This window comes from Psychromonas sp. SP041 (assembly GCF_000470315.2).
Classification (GTDB): Bacteria; Pseudomonadota; Gammaproteobacteria; order Enterobacterales; family Psychromonadaceae; genus Psychromonas.
In genome coordinates this window covers 53,448-76,925 of the sequence record NZ_CBRF02000006.1, presented here as the reverse complement: position 1 = coordinate 76,925, position 23,478 = coordinate 53,448, and the positions used below count along the sequence as shown (strand labels likewise).

The 23,478-nt window shown below is 36.5% G+C and carries 19 protein-coding genes and 1 riboswitch; of the genes, 8 read left to right on the top strand and 11 right to left on the bottom strand.

All coding sequences use genetic code 11. From position 1 onward, the window contains the following. Positions 1-86: 86 nt before the first annotated feature. Positions 87-977: a DMT family transporter gene (locus SP041_RS04965; protein WP_025565905.1), complete on the top strand. Its 891-nt coding sequence runs from the start codon at positions 87-89 to the stop codon at positions 975-977. Positions 978-1,022: 45 nt separating this feature from the next. Here SP041_RS04965 and SP041_RS04960 read toward each other — a convergent pair whose 3' ends face one another. The 4 genes from SP041_RS04960 to htpG all read right to left on the bottom strand — a co-directional run bounded on the left by SP041_RS04960 (position 1,023) and on the right by htpG (position 5,597). Then, positions 1,023-1,910 carry a LysR family transcriptional regulator gene (locus tag SP041_RS04960; RefSeq protein ID WP_025565904.1) on the bottom strand — a complete coding sequence of 296 codons (888 nt, stop codon included), beginning with the start codon at positions 1,908-1,910 and terminating at the stop codon, positions 1,023-1,025. Positions 1,911-2,008: 98 nt separating this feature from the next. Continuing rightward, positions 2,009-2,590 (bottom strand): NlpC/P60 family protein, encoded by a 582-nt coding sequence (locus SP041_RS04955; protein WP_025565903.1) that lies wholly within the window; start codon positions 2,588-2,590, stop codon positions 2,009-2,011. Between the two features lie 325 nt (positions 2,591-2,915). Further along, positions 2,916-3,560, bottom strand: a complete 645-nt coding sequence (gene adk, locus SP041_RS04950) for an adenylate kinase (protein WP_025565902.1) — start codon at positions 3,558-3,560, stop codon at positions 2,916-2,918. Between the two features lie 132 nt (positions 3,561-3,692). Next, positions 3,693-5,597, bottom strand: a complete 1,905-nt coding sequence (htpG, locus tag SP041_RS04945) for a molecular chaperone HtpG (RefSeq protein ID WP_025565901.1) — start codon at positions 5,595-5,597, stop codon at positions 3,693-3,695. A gap of 562 nt (positions 5,598-6,159) precedes the next feature. Between htpG and SP041_RS04940 the strand changes: the two genes are divergently transcribed. Continuing rightward, complete coding sequence (locus SP041_RS04940) at positions 6,160-7,281, top strand: hypothetical protein (RefSeq protein WP_025565899.1); 1,122 nt, start codon at positions 6,160-6,162, stop codon at positions 7,279-7,281. Between the two features lie 905 nt (positions 7,282-8,186). Here SP041_RS04940 and SP041_RS04935 read toward each other — a convergent pair. Then, a complete protein-coding gene (locus tag SP041_RS04935; protein ID WP_025565187.1) occupies positions 8,187-8,885 on the bottom strand; it encodes a DUF1826 domain-containing protein in 699 nt (232 codons plus the stop codon). 1,067 nt (positions 8,886-9,952) lie between these two features. Here SP041_RS04935 and dgcN point away from each other — a divergent pair. The 3 genes from dgcN to SP041_RS04920 all read left to right on the top strand — a co-directional run bounded on the left by dgcN (position 9,953) and on the right by SP041_RS04920 (position 12,901). After that, a complete protein-coding gene (dgcN, locus tag SP041_RS04930) occupies positions 9,953-10,957 on the top strand; it encodes an N-acetyltransferase DgcN (RefSeq protein WP_025565188.1) in 1,005 nt (334 codons plus the stop codon). A gap of 10 nt (positions 10,958-10,967) precedes the next feature. Then, positions 10,968-11,945 carry an N-acetyl-D-Glu racemase DgcA gene (gene dgcA, locus SP041_RS04925; RefSeq protein WP_037049642.1) on the top strand — a complete coding sequence of 326 codons (978 nt, stop codon included), beginning with the start codon at positions 10,968-10,970 and terminating at the stop codon, positions 11,943-11,945. Between the two features lie 98 nt (positions 11,946-12,043). Next, positions 12,044-12,901: a D-amino-acid transaminase gene (locus SP041_RS04920; RefSeq protein WP_025565191.1), complete on the top strand. Its 858-nt coding sequence runs from the start codon at positions 12,044-12,046 to the stop codon at positions 12,899-12,901. A gap of 166 nt (positions 12,902-13,067) precedes the next feature. Here SP041_RS04920 and SP041_RS04915 read toward each other — a convergent pair whose 3' ends face one another. Then, a complete protein-coding gene (locus SP041_RS04915) occupies positions 13,068-13,952 on the bottom strand; it encodes an alpha/beta hydrolase (RefSeq protein ID WP_025565192.1) in 885 nt (294 codons plus the stop codon). Positions 13,953-14,196: 244 nt separating this feature from the next. Between SP041_RS04915 and SP041_RS04910 the strand changes: the two genes are divergently transcribed. Next, complete coding sequence (locus SP041_RS04910) at positions 14,197-14,367, top strand: hypothetical protein (RefSeq protein ID WP_025565193.1); 171 nt, start codon at positions 14,197-14,199, stop codon at positions 14,365-14,367. A gap of 75 nt (positions 14,368-14,442) precedes the next feature. Beyond that, positions 14,443-14,766 carry a type II toxin-antitoxin system death-on-curing family toxin gene (locus tag SP041_RS04905; protein WP_025565195.1) on the top strand — a complete coding sequence of 108 codons (324 nt, stop codon included), beginning with the start codon at positions 14,443-14,445 and terminating at the stop codon, positions 14,764-14,766. 15 nt (positions 14,767-14,781) lie between these two features. Here the strand turns inward: SP041_RS04905 and SP041_RS04900 are convergent, their stop codons facing one another. After that, positions 14,782-15,405, bottom strand: a complete 624-nt coding sequence (locus SP041_RS04900; RefSeq protein ID WP_025565196.1) for a YitT family protein — start codon at positions 15,403-15,405, stop codon at positions 14,782-14,784. Between the two features lie 158 nt (positions 15,406-15,563). Next, positions 15,564-15,947: a VOC family protein gene (locus SP041_RS04895; protein WP_025565197.1), complete on the bottom strand. Its 384-nt coding sequence runs from the start codon at positions 15,945-15,947 to the stop codon at positions 15,564-15,566. Positions 15,948-16,414: 467 nt separating this feature from the next. Between SP041_RS04895 and SP041_RS04890 the strand changes: the two genes are divergently transcribed. Next, positions 16,415-19,807, top strand: coding sequence for an EAL domain-containing protein (locus SP041_RS04890; protein ID WP_025565198.1), 3,393 nt, complete (start codon positions 16,415-16,417; stop codon positions 19,805-19,807). Between the two features lie 88 nt (positions 19,808-19,895). Here SP041_RS04890 and SP041_RS04885 read toward each other — a convergent pair whose 3' ends face one another. From SP041_RS04885 to SP041_RS04875, 3 genes are all read right to left on the bottom strand, one after another. Further along, the gene (locus tag SP041_RS04885; RefSeq protein ID WP_025565199.1) at positions 19,896-20,420 is read right to left on the bottom strand and encodes a hypothetical protein; all 525 of its coding nucleotides are present in this window, start codon (positions 20,418-20,420) and stop codon (positions 19,896-19,898) included. Positions 20,421-20,511: 91 nt separating this feature from the next. After that, complete coding sequence (locus tag SP041_RS04880) at positions 20,512-21,474, bottom strand: YHYH protein (RefSeq protein WP_025565200.1); 963 nt, start codon at positions 21,472-21,474, stop codon at positions 20,512-20,514. Positions 21,475-21,882: 408 nt separating this feature from the next. Next, positions 21,883-22,806 (bottom strand): DMT family transporter, encoded by a 924-nt coding sequence (locus tag SP041_RS04875; protein WP_025565896.1) that lies wholly within the window; start codon positions 22,804-22,806, stop codon positions 21,883-21,885. A gap of 293 nt (positions 22,807-23,099) precedes the next feature. Beyond that, positions 23,100-23,287, bottom strand: a riboswitch (FMN riboswitch). Between the last annotated feature and the right edge of the window lie 191 nt (positions 23,288-23,478).

Below are 23,478 nucleotides of genomic sequence, written 5' to 3'. Positions count from 1 at the left end.
AATGTATAAGCGACAAACAACGTCAAAGCAACTTATAGAAACAACAAGTTAACCAGTAAGTAAAAATCATATTCAAGGAGTCAGTCATGTGGATCGTCTATGCATTATTAGCCGCCGTCTTTTTTGGTGCAAGGGGCATAATGTATCAATGGACCTCTCAAAAAAATATTAACCGTAACTTAATGTTATTCGGTGTATTTTTTGTGGGATTTATCATCAGTGGATTCGCCATGATGTTACTCGACCAACAATGGTATGGCTGGCAGGATATACTGGTCGGCTTAACGCTTGGCTTAGGGTCTTTTGTTGCCAATGCGGCCTTACACAAAGGTTTCTCTGTCGGTAAAGCCTCTTTAATCAGCATTTTATCAGGGCTGCCGCCACTGTTTGTGGTGTTATTGGCTTTTCTATTTTGGCAAGAAACACTAACCACTCAACAATTAATAGGCTTCATTGTTATTTTTGCGGGCCTTTATACTATCCGTTATTCAAACGATATCTCTTTTAGTAACTTACAAGGCGCACAATGGGGCTTACTAGCTGCGCTGTGCTTTGCATTCAATGATATCTTAGGAAAGCAATCAACTCGCTTAGATGCGGATATGTTTGGCACCTTAACCTTAATGTTCGGGTTTGGTAGTCTGCTATTTGCAGCAAGTTGGTTAAAAACACGTAAAAAAATGACCAAAAAAATGAATGAACTAAGTTTGCATCATTCTGAAGTAAAAACATGGTCAGACACAAAAACGTTTTGCTGTGGGTTAGTTGTTGGTTTAACTAACGTAGCGGGGATGATGGCGATATTATCGGCGTTTGCCATTGGCACTACAGGATTAGTGTCTGCCATCTCAGCGATGAATATCTTAATTATTTTACTCTACTCGCGCATTTTCCTAAAAGAGTCCTTTAGTCGTCAAGAGATCTTAGGGTTAACGGCAGCATTGGTGGGTATTCTTATTTTACGTTTAAGCCAATAACCATTAAAGAAAAGCTATTAAAGAAAAACCATTAAATAAAGCATCTTAAGCAAGGTGCTTTAATACATATTCAATAAACAGCCTAACGCGTAATGGGATATTTTTTCTATCGCGGTACAGCATCGAAAATGCCTGCCCTTCACTTTGCCAATCAGGAAGAATTTGTTTCACTTCTCCCCGTTCAATCATCGGCAAGGCAATATAGTCAGGGATATAACTAATTCCTAGCCCTGTTTTCACGGCATAGGTCATCATCTGAATTTCATCCACTTCAAGTCGAACCAAGTTAGTAGGATGATAATTATACTTCTCACCAGTACGTTGATTTTTCAACTGCCACGGTACTAACCGAAAACTGGTTACTTTAGGAAAAGCTTCTAATTGTTCAGGATGAGTAATATGGTCGAAGGATTGACTTGGATGGCTACATAATACATTACGCGTAAATTTAAGCTGTCGAACAACCCAATCATCAATCGTTGGGTTCCTCATTCTAAAGGCAATGTCTATCCCTTCTTTTTCAATATCAATCAAACTGTTTGAAAAGCGTAAATCTAATTGTATGTCAGGGTACGTTAATAAAAAGTCACAAAAAATGGCACGTAAAAAATGTTTACCTAGATAAATGGGCACGGTGATCCTGATTTTACCTTTCGGTTCAGTTTTCTCTTCATTAAGGTCTAGCTCGATGCCATTTAGCTCATCAAACAAAGTATTATAACGATCGTAATATTGGCTGCCGATCTGCGTTAACGTGACTCGATGTGCATCTCGATTTAATAAACGTAATTGTAAATCGTCTTCTAATTGACGTATGCGGCGGCTTAAGGTCGATAAGGGGATATCTAAATTATCAGAGGCTTTTTTAAAACTACCAAGCTTCACAATAGTGCAAAAGCTACGTAAGTCATCAAGAGAATAATTAGATTTCATTACAAGCCAACGTCATCAATACACTCGCCTTTAAGGTTTAAATGAAGGAAATTAAGCGTTATTTAGTTATTTAGCGATTTAGCGATTTAGCGATTTAGTTAATCGATGATTCGACGAGACTGCCAGTAATGCTTTTTCCAATACACATTAGATAGTGAGGAAATTTTCGTACCTTGGCTTGTTGATACGTGGAAAAACTCATCATCCCCCATATAGATACCAACATGACGCGTTCTGCGACCTGTTTTAAAGAACACCAAGTCACCCACTTCCAACTCACTCTTTTTAATAGAGATACCTTTTTTAACCTGATATTCAGTGGTACGAGGTAAATCAATATTAAAACTATTTTCAAACACTTGTTGGACTAAGCTAGAGCAATCAATCCCGCTTAATGTGTTTCCACCGTATTTGTAAGGACTGCCGACCCAATGAGTATATTCACTGCGTAATAACACATACAACAAATCTTCAGGGCTCATCTCTTGATCTGAACTTTTTGCGCTATCAGAATGATGACCTTTGGCTTCTTTAGATTCACTTTTGGTCAGTATTTTATTACCTGCATTAGTGACCGTTTTGATTTCAGCTTGTTTTGGCGCAGAACTACACGCAGCTAATAATAAAACCACAGCCAATAAGCTAACATGTCTAAAGTAATTTTTGATTACGCTTGTCATCTAATTATTCTACCAAGTTTGTAAATAATGCGATTTGTGCATCATTGTCATTTACGCAAAAAACAATGATGCATTGACCATCACTGTTTATAAATAGGTTTTTATTCTCTAGAGCTAAACGATTAGCTCCTCTATTAAATTAATAGCTTTGCTAATGTTTTAGTGTGAGATTCAGTATAGAAACGTAATCAAGAAATACCATTTATTAATATTTCTTTATTGCGTTTATCAATCTTAATAAATTGAACAAATATAAAATAATAGCCGTAATAACCAACAAAAAAGGGGCTTACGCCCCTCACAATTGTTTTAATAGGTTAAAGAATTAACCTAAGATCTCAGCAAGTTCAGCACTGATCACATCAACCGCTTTAGTACCATCAAACTTATGGTGAGCACCGTTACCTTGTGCAGCTTCATTCTTGTAATAAGCAATAAGCGGTGCAGTTTGTGAATGGTAAATATCTAAACGTTTACGTACTGTAGACTCTTCATCATCAGGACGAATAGAAAGTTCATCACCTGTTACATCATCTTTACCTTCCACTTTTGGTGGGTTGTAAACGATGTGGTAAGTACGGCCTGAACCAGAATGAACACGACGACCAGCCATACGTTTAACGATTTCTTCGTCTGGCACATCAAATTCAAGTACGAAATCAACAATAACACCCGCTTCTTTCATAGCATCAGCTTGTGGGATTGTACGTGGGAAACCATCGAGTAAAAAACCTTTTGCACAATCTTCTTCTGCAATACGCTCTTTCACTAATCCAATAATTAACTCATCAGATACCAATTGGCCTGCATCCATTAATTCTTTTGCTTTTAAACCAAGTTCAGTACCTGCTTTTGCAGCTGCACGTAACATGTCACCCGTAGAGATTTGTGGGATACCATATTTGTCCATCATGAACTGGGCTTGTGTTCCTTTACCAGCACCTGGAGCACCTAATAAAATAATGCGCATTATAGCTTCCTATATAATTAATAAATTCCAGACCGAAATTTACACCGTTGTGAGAAATTTCTCAAGAATATCAACAAAAAAGGCTTGCATAAGCAAGCCTTCAACACATTTATTAAAATATTAAGCGATTAATTAAGCTAATAGTAACTTATTAATTCGAGCAACAAATTCTGATGGGTCATCTAAACTACCTTTTTCAGAAAGTACTGCTTGCTGTAATAACAGCTCAGTCCACTCTGCAAATAACTCTTCGTCAGCCATATCAGCTAATTTAGTAATCATCGAATGTTCAGGGTTAAGTTCAAAAATTGGCTTACTATCTGGAACAGGTTGTCCCATTTGTGCCATCAACTTAGCCATTTGCGTGCTCATATCATCGTTATCCGCAACAATACAAGTTGGTGTAGACGTTAGACGTTGTGTTAAACGAACATCTTTAACTTTATCACCTAGTACTGCTTTAACACGCTCAATGAAGCTAGCAAATTCAGTTTCTTGTTTCTCTTGCTCTTTTTTCTCTTCTTCAGAATCTAGTTTACCTAGGTCTAAATCACCCTGTGTTACGCTGATAAACGCTTTACCATCGTACTCTGGTAAATGGCTTAATAACCACTCATCAACACGGTCTGATAGTAATAACACTTCGATACCTTTCTTACGTAAGATCTCTAAGTGCGGGCTGTTTTTAGCCGCATTAAAGCTATCAGCAGTAATGTAGTAAATTTTATCTTGTTCTTCATTCATGCGAGAAATGTACGCATCTAAAGAAACAGTTTGATCTGCAACGTCCGCTTCAGTTGATGCAAAACGGAATAGCTTAGCAATTTGTTCTTTGTTGCTTGCATCTTCAGCTGGGCCTTCTTTTAATACTTGGCCAAACTCTTTCCAGAACGCGTTGTATTCAGTTTCATTTTTCTTAGCAAACTTAGTTAGCATAGAAAGTGCACGTTTAGTACAAGCACTACGTAACTTAGTCGTTACACGCGTATCTTGTAAAATTTCACGCGAAACGTTAAGTGGTAAATCATTTGAATCCAACACACCTTTCACGAAACGTAAGTACGTTGGCATGAACTGTTCAGCATCGTCCATAATAAATACACGTTGAACGTATAGTTTTAGGCCATGTGCTTTTTCACGGTTCCATAAATCGTATGGCGCACGTTTAGGGATGTAAAGTAAGCTTGTGTATTCTTGCTCACCTTCAACTTTGTTATGAGACCATGTTAGTGGATCTTCAAAGTCATTAGCGATGTGCTTGTAGAACTCTTTGTATTGGTCGTCATTCACTTCGCTTTTAGCGCAGTTCCATAAAGCAGTCGCTTTATTAACCGTTTCCCATGTCGCTTCAACAGCAGGTACTTTTTCGCCATCAGGACCGTCAGACTCAGGCACTGCATCTTTAAACATTTGTACAGGGATACTAATGTGGTCAGAGTATTTAGAGACAACATTACGTAGTTTGTAATCGTTTAAGAACTCAGCTTCATCATCACGTAAATGTAAGATGATTTCTGTACCACGATCCGCTTTTTCAATATCAGCTACCGTATAGTCAGCTTCACCAGCAGATTCCCAAGAAGTACCAGTAGACGCATCTTCACCCGCTTTACGCGTATTAACAGTGACTTTATCAGCAACGATAAATGCAGAGTAGAAACCGACACCGAATTGACCGATTAACTGTGAATCTTTAACTTGGTCACCAGATAATTGTTCAAAGAAGTCACTTGTACCAGATTTAGCAATGGTACCTAAATGTTCAATGACTTCATCACGCGTCATACCAATACCATTATCGCTAATAGTGATTGTTTTTGCTTCTTCATCAAAGCTAATACGTACACGTAAGTCTGCATCATTTTCGAATAAACTTCCGTCAGACAGCGCTTTAAAACGTAGTTTGTCAGCAGCATCTGCAGCGTTAGAAACGAGTTCACGTAGGAAAATTTCTTTATTTGAATATAAAGAGTGGATCATTAATTTAAGCAGTTTGCCTGTATCAGCACTGAAAGTATGATTTTGTTGCTTTTCCATATTTCTATTTCTCTCTTAAACAAGTGGTTATTGGTCTTACTTAGATACTTTATAGATGGAGACAGTTAAAGCGATTTCAAGAGGAAATTTGATTTTTTTTAGTGTTGATGTGATGACTGTGATTTTTGTTCAGTTTTTAAGGATTGATGAATAGTATTGAAACCGGCTCGTATCAAATCGTGAAATCACTAATTACTTTGAGGCTTGGTTCGCCTGCGCTCGTCGTAACAGTTTCATTTTTCTTCACAGTATTTTTGCCCTGTTGGCGAATAGCGACTGAAGAATCAAAACGCAGTTTCGCAGCCTGAATGAGCAAGATTCTTTAAATGGCCAAAGAAAGCCAACCCCATTCATTTTTTAACCTTAATATTAACGACTGTTTTTAATCATAACATCTCAGACTACGCATCCATGTGCGGATCCGAGCCTAGCAGAAATGCCCTGTTTACACTTACGAAAACAGTAGTTAATGTTAAGAAAATGCAAGGGGTGAGTGTTGAGTCTCCAGTGTGTAAAGCTTTGTGATATTATTTTCAATAAATAATAATGCTATGAGTAAATAATGTTAATTCCAATAGACTCTAATAAAATTTCAAACTTCAGGGATTTAATTAACTCTAATTCAAATTTTATCTTTGAAAAATACCAAAATAAAAATGGTAAAAATTTATTTAACTTAGTTTGTTCATGCATGGATTGGCTAACTGTTTCTGTAAGACACCTAGAAAGCCAACCAGAGAAAAGTGATAATATTGACACTAGAGCAATGCAAATGTTCTCATTAATATCATCTATTGACCTTGTTTCTGAATCTATATTTCAACTTCACAGAGTATTCATTAATCCCAAAACACTTCCCTTTCCAAATGATAGAGAATGCTTCAAAAATAGGCTTTTTGATAACGAAGATGATAATACCTATTTCAAATCAATTAGAGCATGCTTTGGAGCACACCCAGTAAACTTAAAAAATACAGATAATAGATGGTTTGCAAGCTGGCCCTTTGATAGCCACATGTCTAATAGTGAATTAACAGTCCACCTTTATAGCAATAAAGTTGGGGAATCAGATTTAACTATGCATTTAAATTCACAGGAATTAATTCAGTTCCTAATCAAACGATATAATTACCTTGATGTAATATCATCTGAAATAAATATAATTTTTAAAGAGTTTAAAAAAAGCTTATGTACAAAGATTATTCACGATAAAACTGAACCACTTGAAATGTTATACGTACTAAAAGAAGAATCTAAACTTAGGCTTAATAATGATTATTACAATGGGATAATTAACGATCTAATTATTATTTTTGAAACTAATGTTTGTGATATACAACTAAAAGAAATCGAATCAGATTATAAAGAGTCTTTGAAACCTTTAATTGCAGAAATTAAATATAATTTACAAAATATGCTAATTAATGATTTATTAAACAGCAAGATTTTATCTCCTAAATCAAAATTAGTGAAAGAATTAAACTATGAATTAGGAAAGTTTTATTCTTGGGTTTACAGCACGAAAAATGATCCACTTGTAGATTATTATTTAAAAATATTTAATACATCAAGCAATAACAAATACAATTTCTCTGTTCATGATTCAAACAATTTACTCTTTTTAAAAGTAAAACTAATGCTGAGTAAACACCACCAGAGTATGGATATTAATACTCTGGAATAGTTAAATATATAACCAATACTTAAAGTGGCTACATCAAACTCCCATCTCGTTTTCTGATTCAATAACTGCCTTTAGCAGGCTAAGGCAGGGATGCCGTTGCTAGCTCATTTCGAGACATGGATGTCGAGTATGAGCGATGCGTAAAGAAGGCTGTTATTTATTCAGATTAAAAAACGAATTGGGTGCCAGTCTTTTTGCTTACTTTATTCTTCTGGTAAGAAAAAGTATGTCGCCGACAGGGCGAAAATACTACTAAGAAATATTAAAGTGCCACGATGAGCGTAGACGAACCAAAGCAAAAAAATGCTCAATACAAATGTATCAAACTCCCTACTTCATTTTTCTGAATAAATAATAAAAATTAAATGTCGATATTAAACAAAAAGATAACGAGGTTAGTTTTCGTCTTTTGCCTTCTTGAATTCAAGTAATAATATTTAATTAATTCGATGCTCACATGGTCGTACCAATCCTCCCATCTCGCTTTCTGAATCAATAACTGCCTTTAGCAAGCTAAGTCATAGAGCGATTTATGAGACAGCATAGTTATATGAGCGGGCTAAGCTCTGCCTGCCCTCTGCCGTTGTTAGCTCATTTCGAGATATGGATGCCGAGTATGAACGCTACGTAAAGAAGGCTGTTATTGCTGTGTTTTACAAAAAAGTAGATTAAAAAACGAATTGGGGCGACTTTCTTTTACATTTTATCGGTATAGTTTTTCTTTGTTCGTATAATGAATCTGCTTATTCAAACTGCGAAACTACGTTTTGGCTCTTCAACCACGAATCGCCGTCAGGGCGAAAATACTGCTAATAAAAATTAAAGTGCCACGATGAGCAAAGACGAACCAAAGCTAAAAAACACTCAATGCGAATGCATCAAACTCACTATCTCACTTTTCTGAATCAATAACTAAAATCAAGTGTCAATATCAAACGTCGTTCATCTGATGCTAATGCAGGAGAACGATGTACCAGCCCTGCTTGTTCATTTCCTTTCCAATGTTCGCCTTTTAATAAAGCGACATCACCACAATTAAGTTGTTGTATCTCTCTTTCATTTTGATATATCCCAGATTCACTATCGGATTTTCCGTTACTTCCCCTGCCTAGTTTTTCTCTATCCGCCACTTGATGAGGTAACCATTCCGTGCCAACACCTTGAAAGGTTGTGATTAAACGGCACGGTACGTTGTCCACATGAAACTTGGGGCACATCGCGCTATCAACTACGGTTAAACGCAATCCAACACGCTTAAGTTCAAACAAACAACAAAACATCTCCACCAGCTCTGCAATATTTTCACTGAGTTCGTTCATTTCAGCCCCTAACGATTCGCTAATGCTCTTTAGTACACTTTGCGGTGAGACGGTCATCGACGCTTTAAACCTTGGTTTTTCTGTTAAAAAGTCGGCGACAGAACCTGTTAATGTTGATGACAAATTACGCTGCCAAATAGCGATATTGACCTCTTCACGATAGATATCAGTGAAAATATGAGGCTCATGGCCCTGAATAGAATGTCGAACTTTTGTTGCTTGCTCACAGCAAGTATCAATATCGGTATCAATATCGAGTGCGTAGGCCGTGTTTATTGCGTTCATGTTTACTCCCATACAAGCAACAGATCTGAAATGTTATCCAGAACAGTTTGCCATGTAACATTTCAATTTAATTTAATAGTCAGTGATCGAGGCTTGGCTTATCTCTTTTTATAAAAAGAGTTAAAACCAACTTAACTACACCATTTATTGTTATGTTATAACATAACCTTATAAAGAGGCATTATCCTGAGCGGAGTAAACTTTGTCAATAGAGGGTATTTTGAAGGAATATGGATTTGGGATATGGTCTTAAAACAACTTGGATTCAAATAATAAGAAAAGTGACATAACCTTTGAGTTAAGTCATAGGTGAATAGCTTTACTCAGATAGAAAGTGTGTAACCCCATACAAGGAAAAATCAACGTTAATAACATGTAAACTAACAGGATCTCAATACAGGAAATTCTGCAGATCATTAACCTGTTGCTCATTAACCAGCAGTTTATTGAATAGAGGAATAAATTACTTAACACTTATTTTTCAGCACAATATAACCAATAAAAAACCAGATAAAACATTAAATAAACCTTAGTTATTTAACGATTAATTTAATTATCACTTTTAAATTACTTAAAAAGAAACGTTAATAATATTGCACCAAAAATGAACAACCGAAATAAAAAACACGCCACGAAGGTGCAAATATAAAGGATTTTTAAATTTAAGATTTAAAACAACAATTAATTAAAAAGCCATACTGATATTTTTAAGCGTTTATTTATTTTTAGCAAAAAATAGAGAATAAAATACAACAAAACAAAAAACCACCCATCATATTCAAAACAAACAACAACAGAACAATCAACTGCAATTCAACTATAAATAAGCATTATAGACTAATACAAAACTGCTAGAGTAATTGATAACAAAATAACATTAACTGAGATGAAAAGTGCTTTAGGTAAATTAATTAAAATTCTGGTTTTTGGCATGTAACCTGCTCTATCAGACTAGCTAGCCTAATTATTTTGATGCATTACTATTTGAATCTAAGCATGATTAAAACAGTGCAACTGAGCCGTTAGGCAATAATAAAATACACTCTACTACCAATGGGAATATAAATATGGAAATTAAAAAACCTTACCTATTATTTTTAGGCGATGCACAAGATCCTCTAGCAGCGAAAGTGGCTCAAGGTATTAAACAATGGCATCCAGAATACTGTGCAGGTCAATACCGCATGGAAAACTGTCAAGCTGACTGTAGTTTAACAGACATGGATATTGCACAAGCTAAAGCTGCTGGCGTTAAAACATTAGTGATTGGTGTTGCTAACCGTGGTGGCATTATTTCAGATAATTGGTTAACTATCTTAAAAGAAGCATTAGAAGCTGGTATGGATTTAGCTTCAGGTTTACACAATAAATTAACAGATATTCCTGAACTTAAAGAATTGGCTGATAGCTTAGGTCGTAACTTATTTGATGTTCGTTTCCCAACACAAACATTCCCTGTTGCAAATGGCTTAAAACGCTCTGGTAAACGTGTATTACAAGTGGGTACGGACTGCTCAGTAGGTAAAATGTATACCGCATTAGCACTTGAAAAAGAAATGCTAGCACAAGGCATGAAAACAAGTTTCCGAGCGACTGGTCAAACAGGTATTTTGATTAGTGGTTCAGGTGTCAGTATTGATGCTGTTGTGGCTGACTTTATCGCCGGTGCAGTTGAAACTATCGCACCAGCAAACGATGCAGATCACTGGGATGTCATTGAAGGTCAAGGTTCATTATTCCATGCTTCATTCTCAGGTGTAACAGCGGGTCTTATCCACGGTTCACAAGCTGATGCATTAGTATTATGTCACGAGCCAACACGTGAACATATGCGTGGTTTACCGACTTACCCACTTCCTGACTTAAAAACATGTATGGAACTTAACTTAACAATGGCGCGCATTACTAACCCAGCTGTTAAGTTTGTTGGTATTTCGGTTAATACTTCACAACTTTCTGAAACTGCAGCTGCAGAATATTTAGCAAAAGTGGAAGCAGAATTTAACCTGCCAGCAGTTGACCCATTCCGTGAAGGTGTTAGTCGTATTGTTGAAGCATTAGCAAAAATTTAAGGGCTAAGTGATGAAGGTTAATCTATTACACGAAAGCTGGCTTATTGAAGGATCTTTTACTATCTCTCGAGGTAGTAGAACCCATGCCAATGTTGTTGTAGTTGAACTGCGACAAGGTGAACATACTGGCCGTGGGGAATGCGTTCCCTATGCGCGTTACGATGAATCAATCGAGTCAGTCATTGCTGAACTGGCTGCTTTAGAAGACAAGATAGCCGCCGGCTTAACCCGACAAGACATGCAGACTTTATTACCAGCAGGTGCCGCACGTAATGCATTAGATTGTGCCTACTGGGATTTAGCTTGTAAGCAATCAGACAAACGCATTTGGCAACAGCTTGAGGTTTCACAACCTGAACCAGTTATTACCGCGTTTACATTATCGTTAGATACACCTGCACGTATGAAAGCAGCAGCAATTAAAAATGCGCACAGACCTTTACTAAAGCTAAAACTTGCAGGTGAAGGGGATGTGGAACGTGTTGCGGCTGTTCGCGAAGGCTCTCCTAAAGCACGCATTATTGTGGATGCTAATGAAGGTTGGAATGAACAGCAATACTTAGCCATGGTGCCTGAGCTAGTAAAATTGGGTGTTGAGATGATTGAGCAACCTTTTCCGGCAAGTGATGATGCTGCCTTAGCGCATTTACCTCGCCCAATTACGCTTTGTGCCGATGAGTCTTGTCATGATAGTAGTAGCTTAAAAAATATTATTGGTCGCTATGACATGATCAATATTAAGTTAGACAAAACCGGTGGTTTAACAGAAGCCATCGTATTAAAAGAACAAGCCGAGAAAGCCGGATTGCAGGTTATGGTCGGTTGCATGGTTGCCACATCACTTGCAATGGCGCCTGCTTTTATCGTTGCACAAAACGTTCAAATTGTTGATCTTGATGGGCCATTATTACTGGCTGAGGATCGTCAATCAGGTATCCAATTTGATGAAAGTTTAATGAAGGTTTACCAAGCAGCGCTTTGGGGTTAATTCATTAACAAGAACCCAAATTTTAAGTTAATGAATTTAGGTTATCTATTTTATAAATAGCGAGAATCAGATTATCGCTATATTACGAGGGTTAAATGATGGGACGTATTGTCTACCTAGATGGTCAGTATCTTAAAGAAGATGAAGCTAAGGTTTCTATTTTCGATCGTGGTTTCCTGTTTGGCGATGCCGTTTATGAAGTAACGGCGGTGATTAATGGTAAATTAGTCGACAACGAAGGCCATATGATTCGCTTACAGCGTTCATGTAATGAATTACAAATAGCATTACCTGTCCCACTAGCAGAAATCACCAACATTCAAAAAGAGCTAATTAAAAAGAATGCACTGAATGAAGGTGGCATCTATTTACAGATTAGCCGAGGCTCCGCTGGCGATCGTGATTTTGGTTACCCTACCGATGTGAAGCCTACGTTAGTGTTATTCACTCAAGCGCGAGAGTTACTCAATAGCTCCAAAGCAACGAAAGGCATGAAGGTGATCACCACTGAAGATATTCGTTGGAAACGCCGTGATATCAAAACAGTGGGTCTACTTGCACCATGTATGGCTAAACAAGCAGCTATCGAAAAACAAGTAGATGATGCATGGTTAATCGAAGATGGTTATATCACTGAAGGTAGTTCAAACAATGCTTATATTGTGACGCAAGACGGTGTATTAGTAACACGTCCGTTAAGTAATGATATTTTGCACGGTATTACCCGTAAGGCATTACTTGAACTTGCTGAAAAAGAAAGTATCAAAATTGAAGAACGTTTGTTTACAGCAGAAGAAGCGTACCAAGCTGCTGAAGCATTTGTTAGCTCAGCAACAACCTTTGTATGGCCTGTTATTGAAATTGACGGTCACACCATAGGTGATGGTAAGCCGGGTAATGTAGCGAAAAAATTACGTGAAATTTACATTGAGTTAGCCACAAAAACAGCTGAATAATATGAGTTAAGTGGTTTATTAAACACGTTATTATCTAAAAACAGTTAACTAAGTACAAATAAGTAAGTACAAGTAAGTAAGCACAAGCTTAAAGCGCTCAAGTAATTAATTGTTATACCAAAAATCAATATTATGAAGGGTAAATAGAAATAACTATTTGCCCTTTTTATTGGGTATTTATACCTTTAAAAAATGTATCAATATCAGATGCAACATCCACTTTATCTGCAAACCACGGATGTAACTTCATCAACACTTTTATATGTGTTATGTCTTGCCCGTAGACTAACGTCTCAACAGTATCTCCATTTGCAATCAGTGCCTCTACCATTAATTTTTGATTAAAGAGACCTACCGTCGTATCGCCTTCAGAATGAATAAGCAATGCAGGTGGTTCATTACCGTTAACATGATGTTGAATTTTCATATCATCGAAATTTTCTTCGCCAAAAACATCAATATATTCTTGCGCTTTTGGTGTGAAATTATACGGTCCAGCAAGACCTGCTACGGCTTTTATGATTGACGTTGGTTTATTTTCAGCCGCTAAATATTGGTCATTAAACGCGACCATCGCAGCAATATAAGCACCGGCTGAATGTCCCACGACGAATAGATTGTTAACATCCCCACCAAACTCGGACACATGGTCATTTACCCATGCCACCGCTTTGGCACCGTCTTTAACAAACGTTGGGTATTTTGCTGCAGGATAAAGTGTGTAATTAGGGATCACAACAACGTAGCCTTTTTTCACAAAGCTATCGGCCACAAAGGTAAAGTAAGCTTTGTCTCCCCAACTCCAACCACCTCCGTAAAAAAACACAATGACAGGGTGCTTAGTATTGTTTTGCCAATCGGCGTTGCTATAAATATCAAGTTTTAAATCTTTGTTAGTATCAAAAACGATATCTTTTTGTACCGTCATGTTTGACGATAATGAAACACCAGTATTGAGTATGTTAAGTCCAGTTACGGTGCTGTCTTTTATGAATGCAAAAACCAGCACCGCAACAGGAATAAGTGCAATAACTATTAATAATCTTTTCAATCGATACTCTTTTTTTATTGGTGGATACGTTAATAAGTCATTACGGTTATAACGTCACTTAGATCATAATTAGAATGATAACGAAAAGAAGAAAGTAGCTAAAATCGCCGTTAGAGTGAGTGGTATGAACAGTACGTTATGAACGTTTATTTTTATTCAGGTTAAAAAACAACCTCGTTCAATTATTATGCTTTCACGTATTATCGAGTATAATTGACTTCATTGTATATTTAGAATATTAATTATGAATACTAAAGTAGAGAAATATGGTGTTAAAGCGGTGCACCGCCCTAAAATAAAAGCGACTAAAGAACTTGATCTTTCTGGAGCGTTAGGACAACAAATTATTAAATCAGAGACAAAATTAGCTTTAAGAACTCATGTTCAAACCTTTAAGAAACTGGCTTACATGTAATGGAAATAATTTGCTTTCCGTATGAAAGGGTTGTTGAAATTAACACCTTTATTCTGACAACAGAACCAGGAATGAATGAAAGGAAGTATAGATCTTTCGAAACTTCAAGGTGCTTTAAGTCGTATTTATAATGCGATTGTTTATGAGCAACTTGACGACGTTTTTGAAATAGCAGCAAAATATACAGCCAGCATTGCTGTATCTCACGCATTACCAGATGCTAACAAAAGGACTGGTTTAGCAGTTGCTTTTGAATACTTATCACTCAATGATTTTGAATTAACTTCAGATAATGATTTACTTGCAGATGCAGTAAGAGACCTAGTATTAGATCTCATCACAGAACTAGATTTTGCTGATATTCTTTACGCTCAATATGAAAAAGATAAAGGATCTTAAGCTGCAATCTAGGAATCACACGTTATAGCGATCATTACGATGATTTAATGCGATGATCACATTCAACACCACCCCACATCCTATCGATAACACTAACTGATAAAACGACACCACAGATAACGAAATTAACATAATGGTCAAATCGGCTCCCATTAATAACCACCCTGCTTTAATCGAATACTTGTCTTGTAGATATAAAGCTAAAATATTGAATCCGCCTAAACTGGCTTTATGGCGAAATAAAATAATAAACCCGACACCAAACAGAAAGCCGCCAAAGATAGCCGCATAAACGGCATTGAGCGATTGGATATCAATAAACTTACCGTGTAACGATGAGAACGTCGACACAAGGAATACAGCAACAAAAGTTTTAAGCGTAAACACCCACCCCATGCGACGAAGCGCAAAGTAATAAAAGGGTAAATTAATAAGAAAAAATACTAAACCAAATTGAATCTCAAGTTTGTAGTGAATTAAAAGTGATAGGCCGGCGGTACCACCCGTTAAAAGGCCTGCATGCTTTAAGAACACCACACCAAAAGACACTAAACTCGTGCCGATTAATATTGCCATTGCATCTTCAAACCAACGGTGTTGCGTTAATATTTCTATTTTTTTTAATGCAGTCTCTGACATAAAAACAATATCCTTTTATTAAGTTGTCAGTTAACCCATAAAAAAGGGAATTAATGAATGAGTACAAAAATGACTCAAACAAAAATGACTCAATATTAACTCCCATTCACTTTAGTCAGGCAAACGCCATCATTTAAGTTAATTAATACTCATTCATTTTAGTCAGGTAAAATATGAGCAACACAAATTTTATTGCCTGATGGATCGCGTAAATAAGCAAGGTACAATGTTTTAGCTGGGCCAACTCGAAGACCTGGAGGCTCTTCGCAAGCAACGCCGCCATTAGCGACACCAACGGCATGCCATTGATTACCGATTTCTGGACTTGCTACTTTAAAACCTATTGTCATGCCATTACTTACCGTTGCGGGTTCGCCATTTATAGGTAAAGTCAGCCCTAAGACACCTTCTGAAGTGAAATAAAAACAACGCCCCTTTTCATCGATTACACCCTCGGGATAACCTAACACGGCCATGGTGGTATCATAGAATTTCTTTGATTGCTCAATGTTATTTGTACCTAGTACTACATGACTAAACATTTTATATCCTCTATTAGTATTCAAATATGCACTTCATACTTTAATCTCTTAATCCCGAATTGTTTAGTAAAGTTTATACAATTAATATATTTTAAATTTTCATTATAAAGTCGTAATGAATTAATTGTATTGTCATCTGCACCACGATCAGAGTCTCGTGTTAATATAAACCAAAGTCATTTTATTATTTTAACCTTTTTAAAAACCAGTCATGTTTAGCGCTTTCAAATCTGTTTAGTGGATTTATTAGTTAATTAGTTGGTTGATTAGTAAATACCGTACTAACTTTAATTAATGACACTAAAAAATGATCTCGATACTTTTATTCCGTTAACAGTTCAAGCGTTCACAAGAAGAGAACGGACTCATTAAAAAATTCACAAGCTCAAGGATAGAGATATGATTATTATGGTGAGTATTAACCACTCTCAACAGAAAGTAAGCAGATCTTCATTTAAGGTCATTAAATGAAGATGAGCCTTCTAAAGAATAACTTTCCGACTATCGCAATATTAACCAATATGATGGCAACCCCTTTTTCTGAAGGTATTATTTTTGGTGCTAAGGATTACGCTCAGCAACAGCAATATAATACTCTCTGTTTTAGTGGGGCAGAGTTTGCTAAGCCAGCTAAAACTAATATGTCTCGAGACCGAATATTTGAGCTAATTGATAAAGATGCCATTGATGGTTTAATTATTCCCATGGGCGCACTGAGTCGCTTTATTTCATTGGAACAACAACTGCTATTTTTAGAACAGTTTTCTCATATCCCCGTGATCACGGTGACGAGTTCTATCCCAGGTTATCTCGATGTTGGTTATAGTCCTCAGCAAGGTATTGAAGATTTAGTCACACATTTGATCAATCAACATCATGTTCAACGTTTTGCCTTTGCAGGGCCAACAGGCGATCACCTTTCTAGCCAACGCAAGAAACAGCTTTTTGAAGCGACACTAGAACAGTATGGAATACATTTTGACCCTGGCATGTATATCACCAGTGATATGTCCACTAATGCCTCAATACCAAGGCTTGATGAACTACTAGAAAAACCCAAGCAAGAATGGCCTCAGGCAATTGTAGTCAGTACCGATAGCCAAGCTATTTCAATCATCTCATCATTAAAAAAGAAAGGTGTAAAAGTACCAGAAGATATTATCGTGACCGGTAGTATGGGCAATATGAACAGCCTTTTTGCCGATCCACCACTAACCAGTATTATTGAACCCACCTATGATCTGGGATGGTATGCGGCTAAAAAACTAATCGATATTATTGATGGGAAGGTCATCACCGACAATACAGTGCTGCCAACGTCATTAGTCGTAAGGCAATCTTGTGGGTGTCATCAAGCTGATATGGAATTATCTCAATCATCTAACTTAGTTAATGCAGAGCATTCTGAAAAAACGCTAACAATAGAAAATATTCAAATGGAGTTAGCCCAAGTCATTAACCACCTCCCATCAGATCAACGAGAATATGCTCCCCCTGATATTGCTTCCACATTATCAACAATGCTGCTAACGGACTTACAAAATCATGAAAGCTATCAGTTAATTGGGTACTTTAGTGACCTATTAGAATCAACGTTAAAAACAGACCAAATATTCTTATGGGGTCAACTTACGCAAGTTATCCATCATCGACTCATACAGTCAATTGAACGTGTTGAAAACAAAAGTAAGTCGATCAATATTGCGAGTGATCTATTTAAAATAGTACAGCAATGCAATGTAAAAGCAGGCCACTATCGTAGCTTTGAAACAGAACAACAGCTTGGTACGATGAGAGAAATCGGCATTCAATTAAATTCAGAGCTCAATTTTGATGAAATAGCACTGCAATTACAGCAGGGCTTACATTTTAATGATTGTTATATCAGTATTTTTGAAGACTTAGGTGAAGATAAAACACAAATGAATTGTGTATTTGCAATGCATGATAAGCAACGCTTGGCGATATCTAAAATCCCCTATCCTGCTTCAGAATTAATTCCATCCAATATTAAAAACGATAACCTATTATTTGCTTTAGTTATTATGCCGTTATCTTTTAAAAAAGATTTTATTGGTACTTGTATATTAGACCTTGCTGTACGTAAAGGTGTTATATATGAAGGGCTACTGACTCTGTTCTCCTCTGCTTTAAAAAATCAGATTCACGTCAATCACTTAAGTGAAGCTGAGAAGAAGTTTAGTGACATTGCTCATAGTGCCTCAGACTGGCTTTGGGAAATCGATACAGAAGCACATTTTAAATACAGCTCAGATGGCGTCGAACAAGTATTAGGTTATTCCCGTGAAGAGATTATTGGCCAGCCGATGACGCATTTTATTGCTAAACACTCTACAGACGAACTACAAAAACTAATAAAATCGATGCAAAATCAAGATGAGCTAGCAGGTCTTGAAACACGTTACCAACACAAAGATGGCAGTGAGAAAGTACTGCTTGCCACAGGTAACCCTATTATTAAATATGGAAAAACCATTGGCTACCGTGGCGCTTATAAAGATATTTCAGAGCTTAAGGCACAACAAGCGCATATTAGAATGCTTGCATACCAAGACCCTCTCACCAACTTACCTAATCGAGTGTTATTCAATGAACATTTGAACAGAATGATCTCAACATCAACACAACAGAAACTTGAATTTGCTTTACTGTTTATCGATCTTGATGGGTTTAAATTAGTGAATGATTCATTAGGGCATGATGGTGGCGATCTATTGTTAATAGAAGTGAGTAAGCGATTAAAAAAATGTTTACGAAGTGAAGATATATTAGCCCGTTTTGCTGGTGATGAGTTTATTCTGATATTACCGAATATCGAGCATGAGCAATTTGTAGCGGATATTGCTAGAGAAATCGTAAAGACTCTATCAGTTCCAGTGACTATTAAAGAACAAGTTGCCTTTATTAGCGCCAGCATTGGTATCGCACTCTTTCCAGAGCATGGAGAACAATCAGATATTTTATTACAAAGAGCTGATAAGGCGATGTACCTGTCAAAGCACAGTGGTAAAAATCAATTTTCTTTTTATCAACAAGGGTTAGAAGATTCACTTAATCGAACCGCAAAGATTCGTCACCTTCTGCATACAGCACTGCGTGAAAATGATTTTTATCTTGTATACCAACCACAAGTTAAAAGTAGTACTGGTGAAATATGTGGTGTCGAAGCATTACTCCGTTTACCTGCAGAAAAGTATCATGGCCTTAATCCACAAGAATTTATCCCTTTAGCAGAAGAAGCTGGTTTAATTGAAGAAATTGGATTCCGTGTTTTTAAAAATGCCTGTATACAACAACAAAAATGGATCCGTTCAGGCATTCATTTAAAATGCTCTATTAATGTTTCAGCAAAACAGTTTCAAAATAAAAACTTAGCAACTGAATTCATTAATATACTTGAAGAAAGACAAATAGATCCAAGCACCATTACATTAGAAATCACAGAAAATGCAGTTTTTGATAATCATCAAAAAGCACAAACGACTTTACAACAATTATCTGATTATGGTTTTACAATCGCCATTGATGATTTTGGAACAGGCTATGCGTCTTTAAGTTGCCTTCATAAAATACCCGTAGATATTATAAAAATTGACCGTTCATTTATTCATGATTGTGCTAATAACGAAGAAAATGCGAGTATTGTTCCTGCAATTCTTATGATGTCCAAAGGACTTAAATTAAAAGTAATTGCAGAAGGTGTAGAAACACAAGAACAATGGGATTTTTTGAAGAAATTAGATTGTGAAGAGTTACAAGGTTATCTATTTTCTAAACCCGTTAAAGCGCAAGACATCCCTATTTTGTTAGAAAATTGGAACAAAAATAATAAGTATTAATCGTTAGTCTCGTTCCGCTTTTTAATCTAAGTAACCTCAATATTGGATAAGCAAAGCGAGACGACACTGCTGTTTTCAGGTTTATTGATTATTTAAATACGATCGTAGAAGGTGTTGTTGGATTAAGTTGAAATTTATTGTGAAGCGCTTGTTTGTTATTAGTCGCAGTAATGTCGTAGTGTTGCAGCTTTTTATGCACACTAAACAGTTTTACACTAAAGCTCACCTTGGTATCTGGGGTTGGTAAAGAGTAACGCCCCATAATAGTCAATTCCTCTATTTCAGCAGTGTTTTCATGTGATGCAGTTGGGTTAAGTAATAAACCATCAATATTAAACTTATTGTTCACGTCAGATAAATAAACATTATGCATAACATTCGCGCTGATTTCTGTTCTGTGATCATTAAATTCTTTCAGTGAAACATGCCCATCATGGTCGTCATCAATCCCTTTAAAAGCTGAGATAGGTAACGACAAAACAACATAAACATTATCATCAACAAAGTTTAGCGTTCCATTTTCAACAACCATTAAATGAGCTGAACCGATCATAGGAAGAGTTAAAAGACTAAGGCTAGCGACATTTATTAATATTTTTTTCAAGGACTTCATTTTTTCTCACATTTTTCAGGTGATGTTTACAATTAGTTTTAATATGATGCTTATCTATTTTTTAATGGCTATTTAAAGCTTATTAATAAGGTTAGAGCTGACCTTTTACGCAACGTTGAAAGTATGGATAACTATCCGTTGCATAATAATGGTAAATCCCAGCAGGAAACTCAGGAGTGACACCAACACGACCATTACACTCATCAAGATCTCCTGAACCTTCCACATATTCCCAATCCTGTAAAAATGAACCAAGTGCATAGATATCAGTCGATGGACGACTATCACTAATATCACTGACTAATTGGTAACTACCAGTGATAAGTTTAATATCCGACGTTGCATCACCTGCGTCGGAATAACCGTAACGCGCGTAAATAGGAAAACCGTCGGCCGCCCAACCAATTAATGTCACGTTCGAACTATCGCCACCTTGAAGTGCAATAAACCCTTCTGGCATTCCATGGTAATGATAAGTTCCATCGGGCTGAACGTGCGCATTATTGCTGTCAGTACCAAAATCAAATGCATCTTGACCTAATGCTTCAATGCTCCAGTTGCCACTGTTATCAACTAAACTACAACTGTCTCCTGAATCATCACAACTACCAGCAGTGCCAGCATCAATTTTAATACCATTTAACACCACACCAATATTGCCACGCGGGCCACCTAAAGTAGTCGAACTTGTTGTTTCAACTGGCTCCAAGGTAAAGCTTTCGCTGACTGATTGTTCATAAATAGTATTAGGATTATCTTCATTCGGAAACTCTCCGACATCATGGTCAGGAATACCATTAGCCACTAAATCACGAGTATTACTACTGCAACTCCAGTTAGAAGTACTTGTTGCCTGTACTGACTCTGAATCGTTATATTCGCTGTATGAGTAGTCACATAAAACACCCTCAGTAGATTCTGTTTCAGAGTCAATAGTTGTGGTTATTTCAGTAGCAGTTTCAACACCTGAGCCGCATGCAACTAATGAGAAAGCAATAAGAATACCAGACGATTTTTTTAAAATTTCTCCTGCTTTAACATCATAATGTTGCATTTTTTTAGCTCAAATTAATTAAATTTGACCAACAATAACGATTAAATGTGCAAACACAGTGCAAAATACAATAATCGACTTAAGTAAGTTGAAATACTTGATGTGACAAGCTAAAAAAGATTATTTAAATAAGGAAACCGTAGTCAGTGTTGAGGATAAAAAAGTAGTTAAAATAATGCGTTATATCGATTACATTAAATCTATCATCTAAATTTCACGCTGGAGAAACAGTTCAATTCCAGGTGTAAATGACAGTTTCCTTTACGAAATTTACAACGAGGGAATGGGCTGTTTTAACAAGTAAAATAGATAAGCTATTTATTGTGATTGGTATTAGGCTCTTTGTTATTCAAAGAGCCTAACTGTAGACAATCTAACGATTAAGCAGTCGCTATTAGACAACCACTATTAAGCAGTTTTAATCGCTCTTTCCATTGGTTTTCGTTGCACCATGGTACTAGCAGCAATTAGCGTAACGGCACCCACCAATTGAACTTGTGTCATTTCCACACTTAAAAATAACCAATTGATAAAAATAGCGGCAACAGGGAAGAACATTTCAGCAAGTGTTGCCCAATGAGCAGGAATGCGTTTTAGGCCTTGGTAATAAAAATACATACCTAATACACCAGAGAGCAAAGCGAGTATCGCTATTTTTTGTAAAACACTTATCTCTACCGTTGTGATTAAGGTTGGTGTCATAAAGGCAAAAGGTAACATCCCTAATAAACCAAAACTAAAACGACCAGCCATTAAGTCCACGCTATCTAAGCCTTTGGTGCTAAGTTTTTTACCAAACACGGTGGCACATCCCCAACTAACCACAGCAAATAAAGCAAGGCCATAACCTAATAATGCATTGTTGTTATGCTCTATATTACCTTCTTTAAAACTAGTAGAGAGTATTTGTAAATCTGGCCAAATAAGTAATAAGCTACCCAATAAAGCAATACCTAACCAGAAAAAGAAGCGAGGGTTGATTTGTTCTTTTAATAAGACACACGCTAAGGTCACAGCAACTAAAGGCTGTAACTTTTGCAATAAAATAACCACGGTTGGATTAGCGAGATAGAAAGCTTCGGTAAAAGCCAATGTTCCAAGAGCCGATCCAAAAACACCAATCACAACAAATGGTAGTAAGGTTCCACGACTTAAAAAGCTTGGTTTACGACGCTTAAATACAAAAATACCAATCAATACAACAAATACAATTATGTGTTCAAATAACACTATTTGTTGCGCACTGGAGCCACCAAAAAGTAAGGGGTAGCGAATTAATGTATCTGCGGCCCAAAGTAGGCACGCGAAAAAAATAAAGATAATACCTGTCATTACATTTCCTAAACAAAAAAGGAGAGAAGGACAGAGCTTGGAAAGAACATGATTCAATAGGATCAAACAAACCTAATCACTAAAGAATCCAACAAATAGACTTAAATTTTACAGTACAAAAGTCTCCGTAAACTTATAGCGTGATGACGGGTAACTTTAGGTACTTTAACCATGCGAATAGACACAGGAAAATGCCCTGCGACTAAAGCAAAAAATACAAATAACAGAAACAATCGGTGACATCATTCATCGCCTAACCTGATCTGTTTTTAATATAAGGTAAATCTATTTATTATCGATCTTCTTCCATCCGGACTATAACCGTCGGCTTTGGCGTCTCACCAAATCTGCTGACCCTAGCTTTATCAAAAGTTACCTTAATAACTTAATAAGGCTAGGCGCTCGTGGGCTCTTTTACTAGAAAATTATATTCTGTAAAAATACCACCGGTGGGGAATTACACCCCGCCCTGAAGTCGAGTTAGCTAAAGGACCTTTACTCATTGTTATTAACAATAAATAAAGTCGTTTAACTGATTGTTATATTAATAAGGTTTTTTTAAAAAACAAGCTAAATGATGGAGTTCACACTTTATTCTTTATAGGCAATGTTTATTAGATATGCTTATTCGCTATTTTCTTAGATAGCTTTATTGATTTATTGATTTATTGA

What these genes read in the sequence shown, in the direction of transcription:
- SP041_RS04965 (WP_025565905.1), top strand. Translation starts at nt 87, where the DNA reads ATGTGGATCGTCTATGCATTATTAGCCGCCGTCTTTTTTGGTGCAAGG.
- SP041_RS04960 (WP_025565904.1), bottom strand. Translation starts at nt 1,910, where the DNA reads ATGAAATCTAATTATTCTCTTGATGACTTACGTAGCTTTTGCACTATT.
- SP041_RS04955 (WP_025565903.1), bottom strand. Translation starts at nt 2,590, where the DNA reads ATGACAAGCGTAATCAAAAATTACTTTAGACATGTTAGCTTATTGGCT.
- adk (WP_025565902.1), bottom strand. Translation starts at nt 3,560, where the DNA reads ATGCGCATTATTTTATTAGGTGCTCCAGGTGCTGGTAAAGGAACACAA.
- htpG (WP_025565901.1), bottom strand. Translation starts at nt 5,597, where the DNA reads ATGGAAAAGCAACAAAATCATACTTTCAGTGCTGATACAGGCAAACTG.
- SP041_RS04940 (WP_025565899.1), top strand. Translation starts at nt 6,160, where the DNA reads ATGTTAATTCCAATAGACTCTAATAAAATTTCAAACTTCAGGGATTTA.
- SP041_RS04935 (WP_025565187.1), bottom strand. Translation starts at nt 8,885, where the DNA reads ATGAACGCAATAAACACGGCCTACGCACTCGATATTGATACCGATATT.
- dgcN (WP_025565188.1), top strand. Translation starts at nt 9,953, where the DNA reads ATGGAAATTAAAAAACCTTACCTATTATTTTTAGGCGATGCACAAGAT.
- dgcA (WP_037049642.1), top strand. Translation starts at nt 10,968, where the DNA reads ATGAAGGTTAATCTATTACACGAAAGCTGGCTTATTGAAGGATCTTTT.
- SP041_RS04920 (WP_025565191.1), top strand. Translation starts at nt 12,044, where the DNA reads ATGGGACGTATTGTCTACCTAGATGGTCAGTATCTTAAAGAAGATGAA.
- SP041_RS04910 (WP_025565193.1), top strand. Translation starts at nt 14,197, where the DNA reads ATGAATACTAAAGTAGAGAAATATGGTGTTAAAGCGGTGCACCGCCCT.
- SP041_RS04905 (WP_025565195.1), top strand. Translation starts at nt 14,443, where the DNA reads ATGAAAGGAAGTATAGATCTTTCGAAACTTCAAGGTGCTTTAAGTCGT.
- SP041_RS04900 (WP_025565196.1), bottom strand. Translation starts at nt 15,405, where the DNA reads ATGTCAGAGACTGCATTAAAAAAAATAGAAATATTAACGCAACACCGT.
- SP041_RS04895 (WP_025565197.1), bottom strand. Translation starts at nt 15,947, where the DNA reads ATGTTTAGTCATGTAGTACTAGGTACAAATAACATTGAGCAATCAAAG.
- SP041_RS04890 (WP_025565198.1), top strand. Translation starts at nt 16,415, where the DNA reads ATGAAGATGAGCCTTCTAAAGAATAACTTTCCGACTATCGCAATATTA.
- SP041_RS04885 (WP_025565199.1), bottom strand. Translation starts at nt 20,420, where the DNA reads ATGAAGTCCTTGAAAAAAATATTAATAAATGTCGCTAGCCTTAGTCTT.
- SP041_RS04880 (WP_025565200.1), bottom strand. Translation starts at nt 21,474, where the DNA reads ATGCAACATTATGATGTTAAAGCAGGAGAAATTTTAAAAAAATCGTCT.
- SP041_RS04875 (WP_025565896.1), bottom strand. Translation starts at nt 22,806, where the DNA reads ATGACAGGTATTATCTTTATTTTTTTCGCGTGCCTACTTTGGGCCGCA.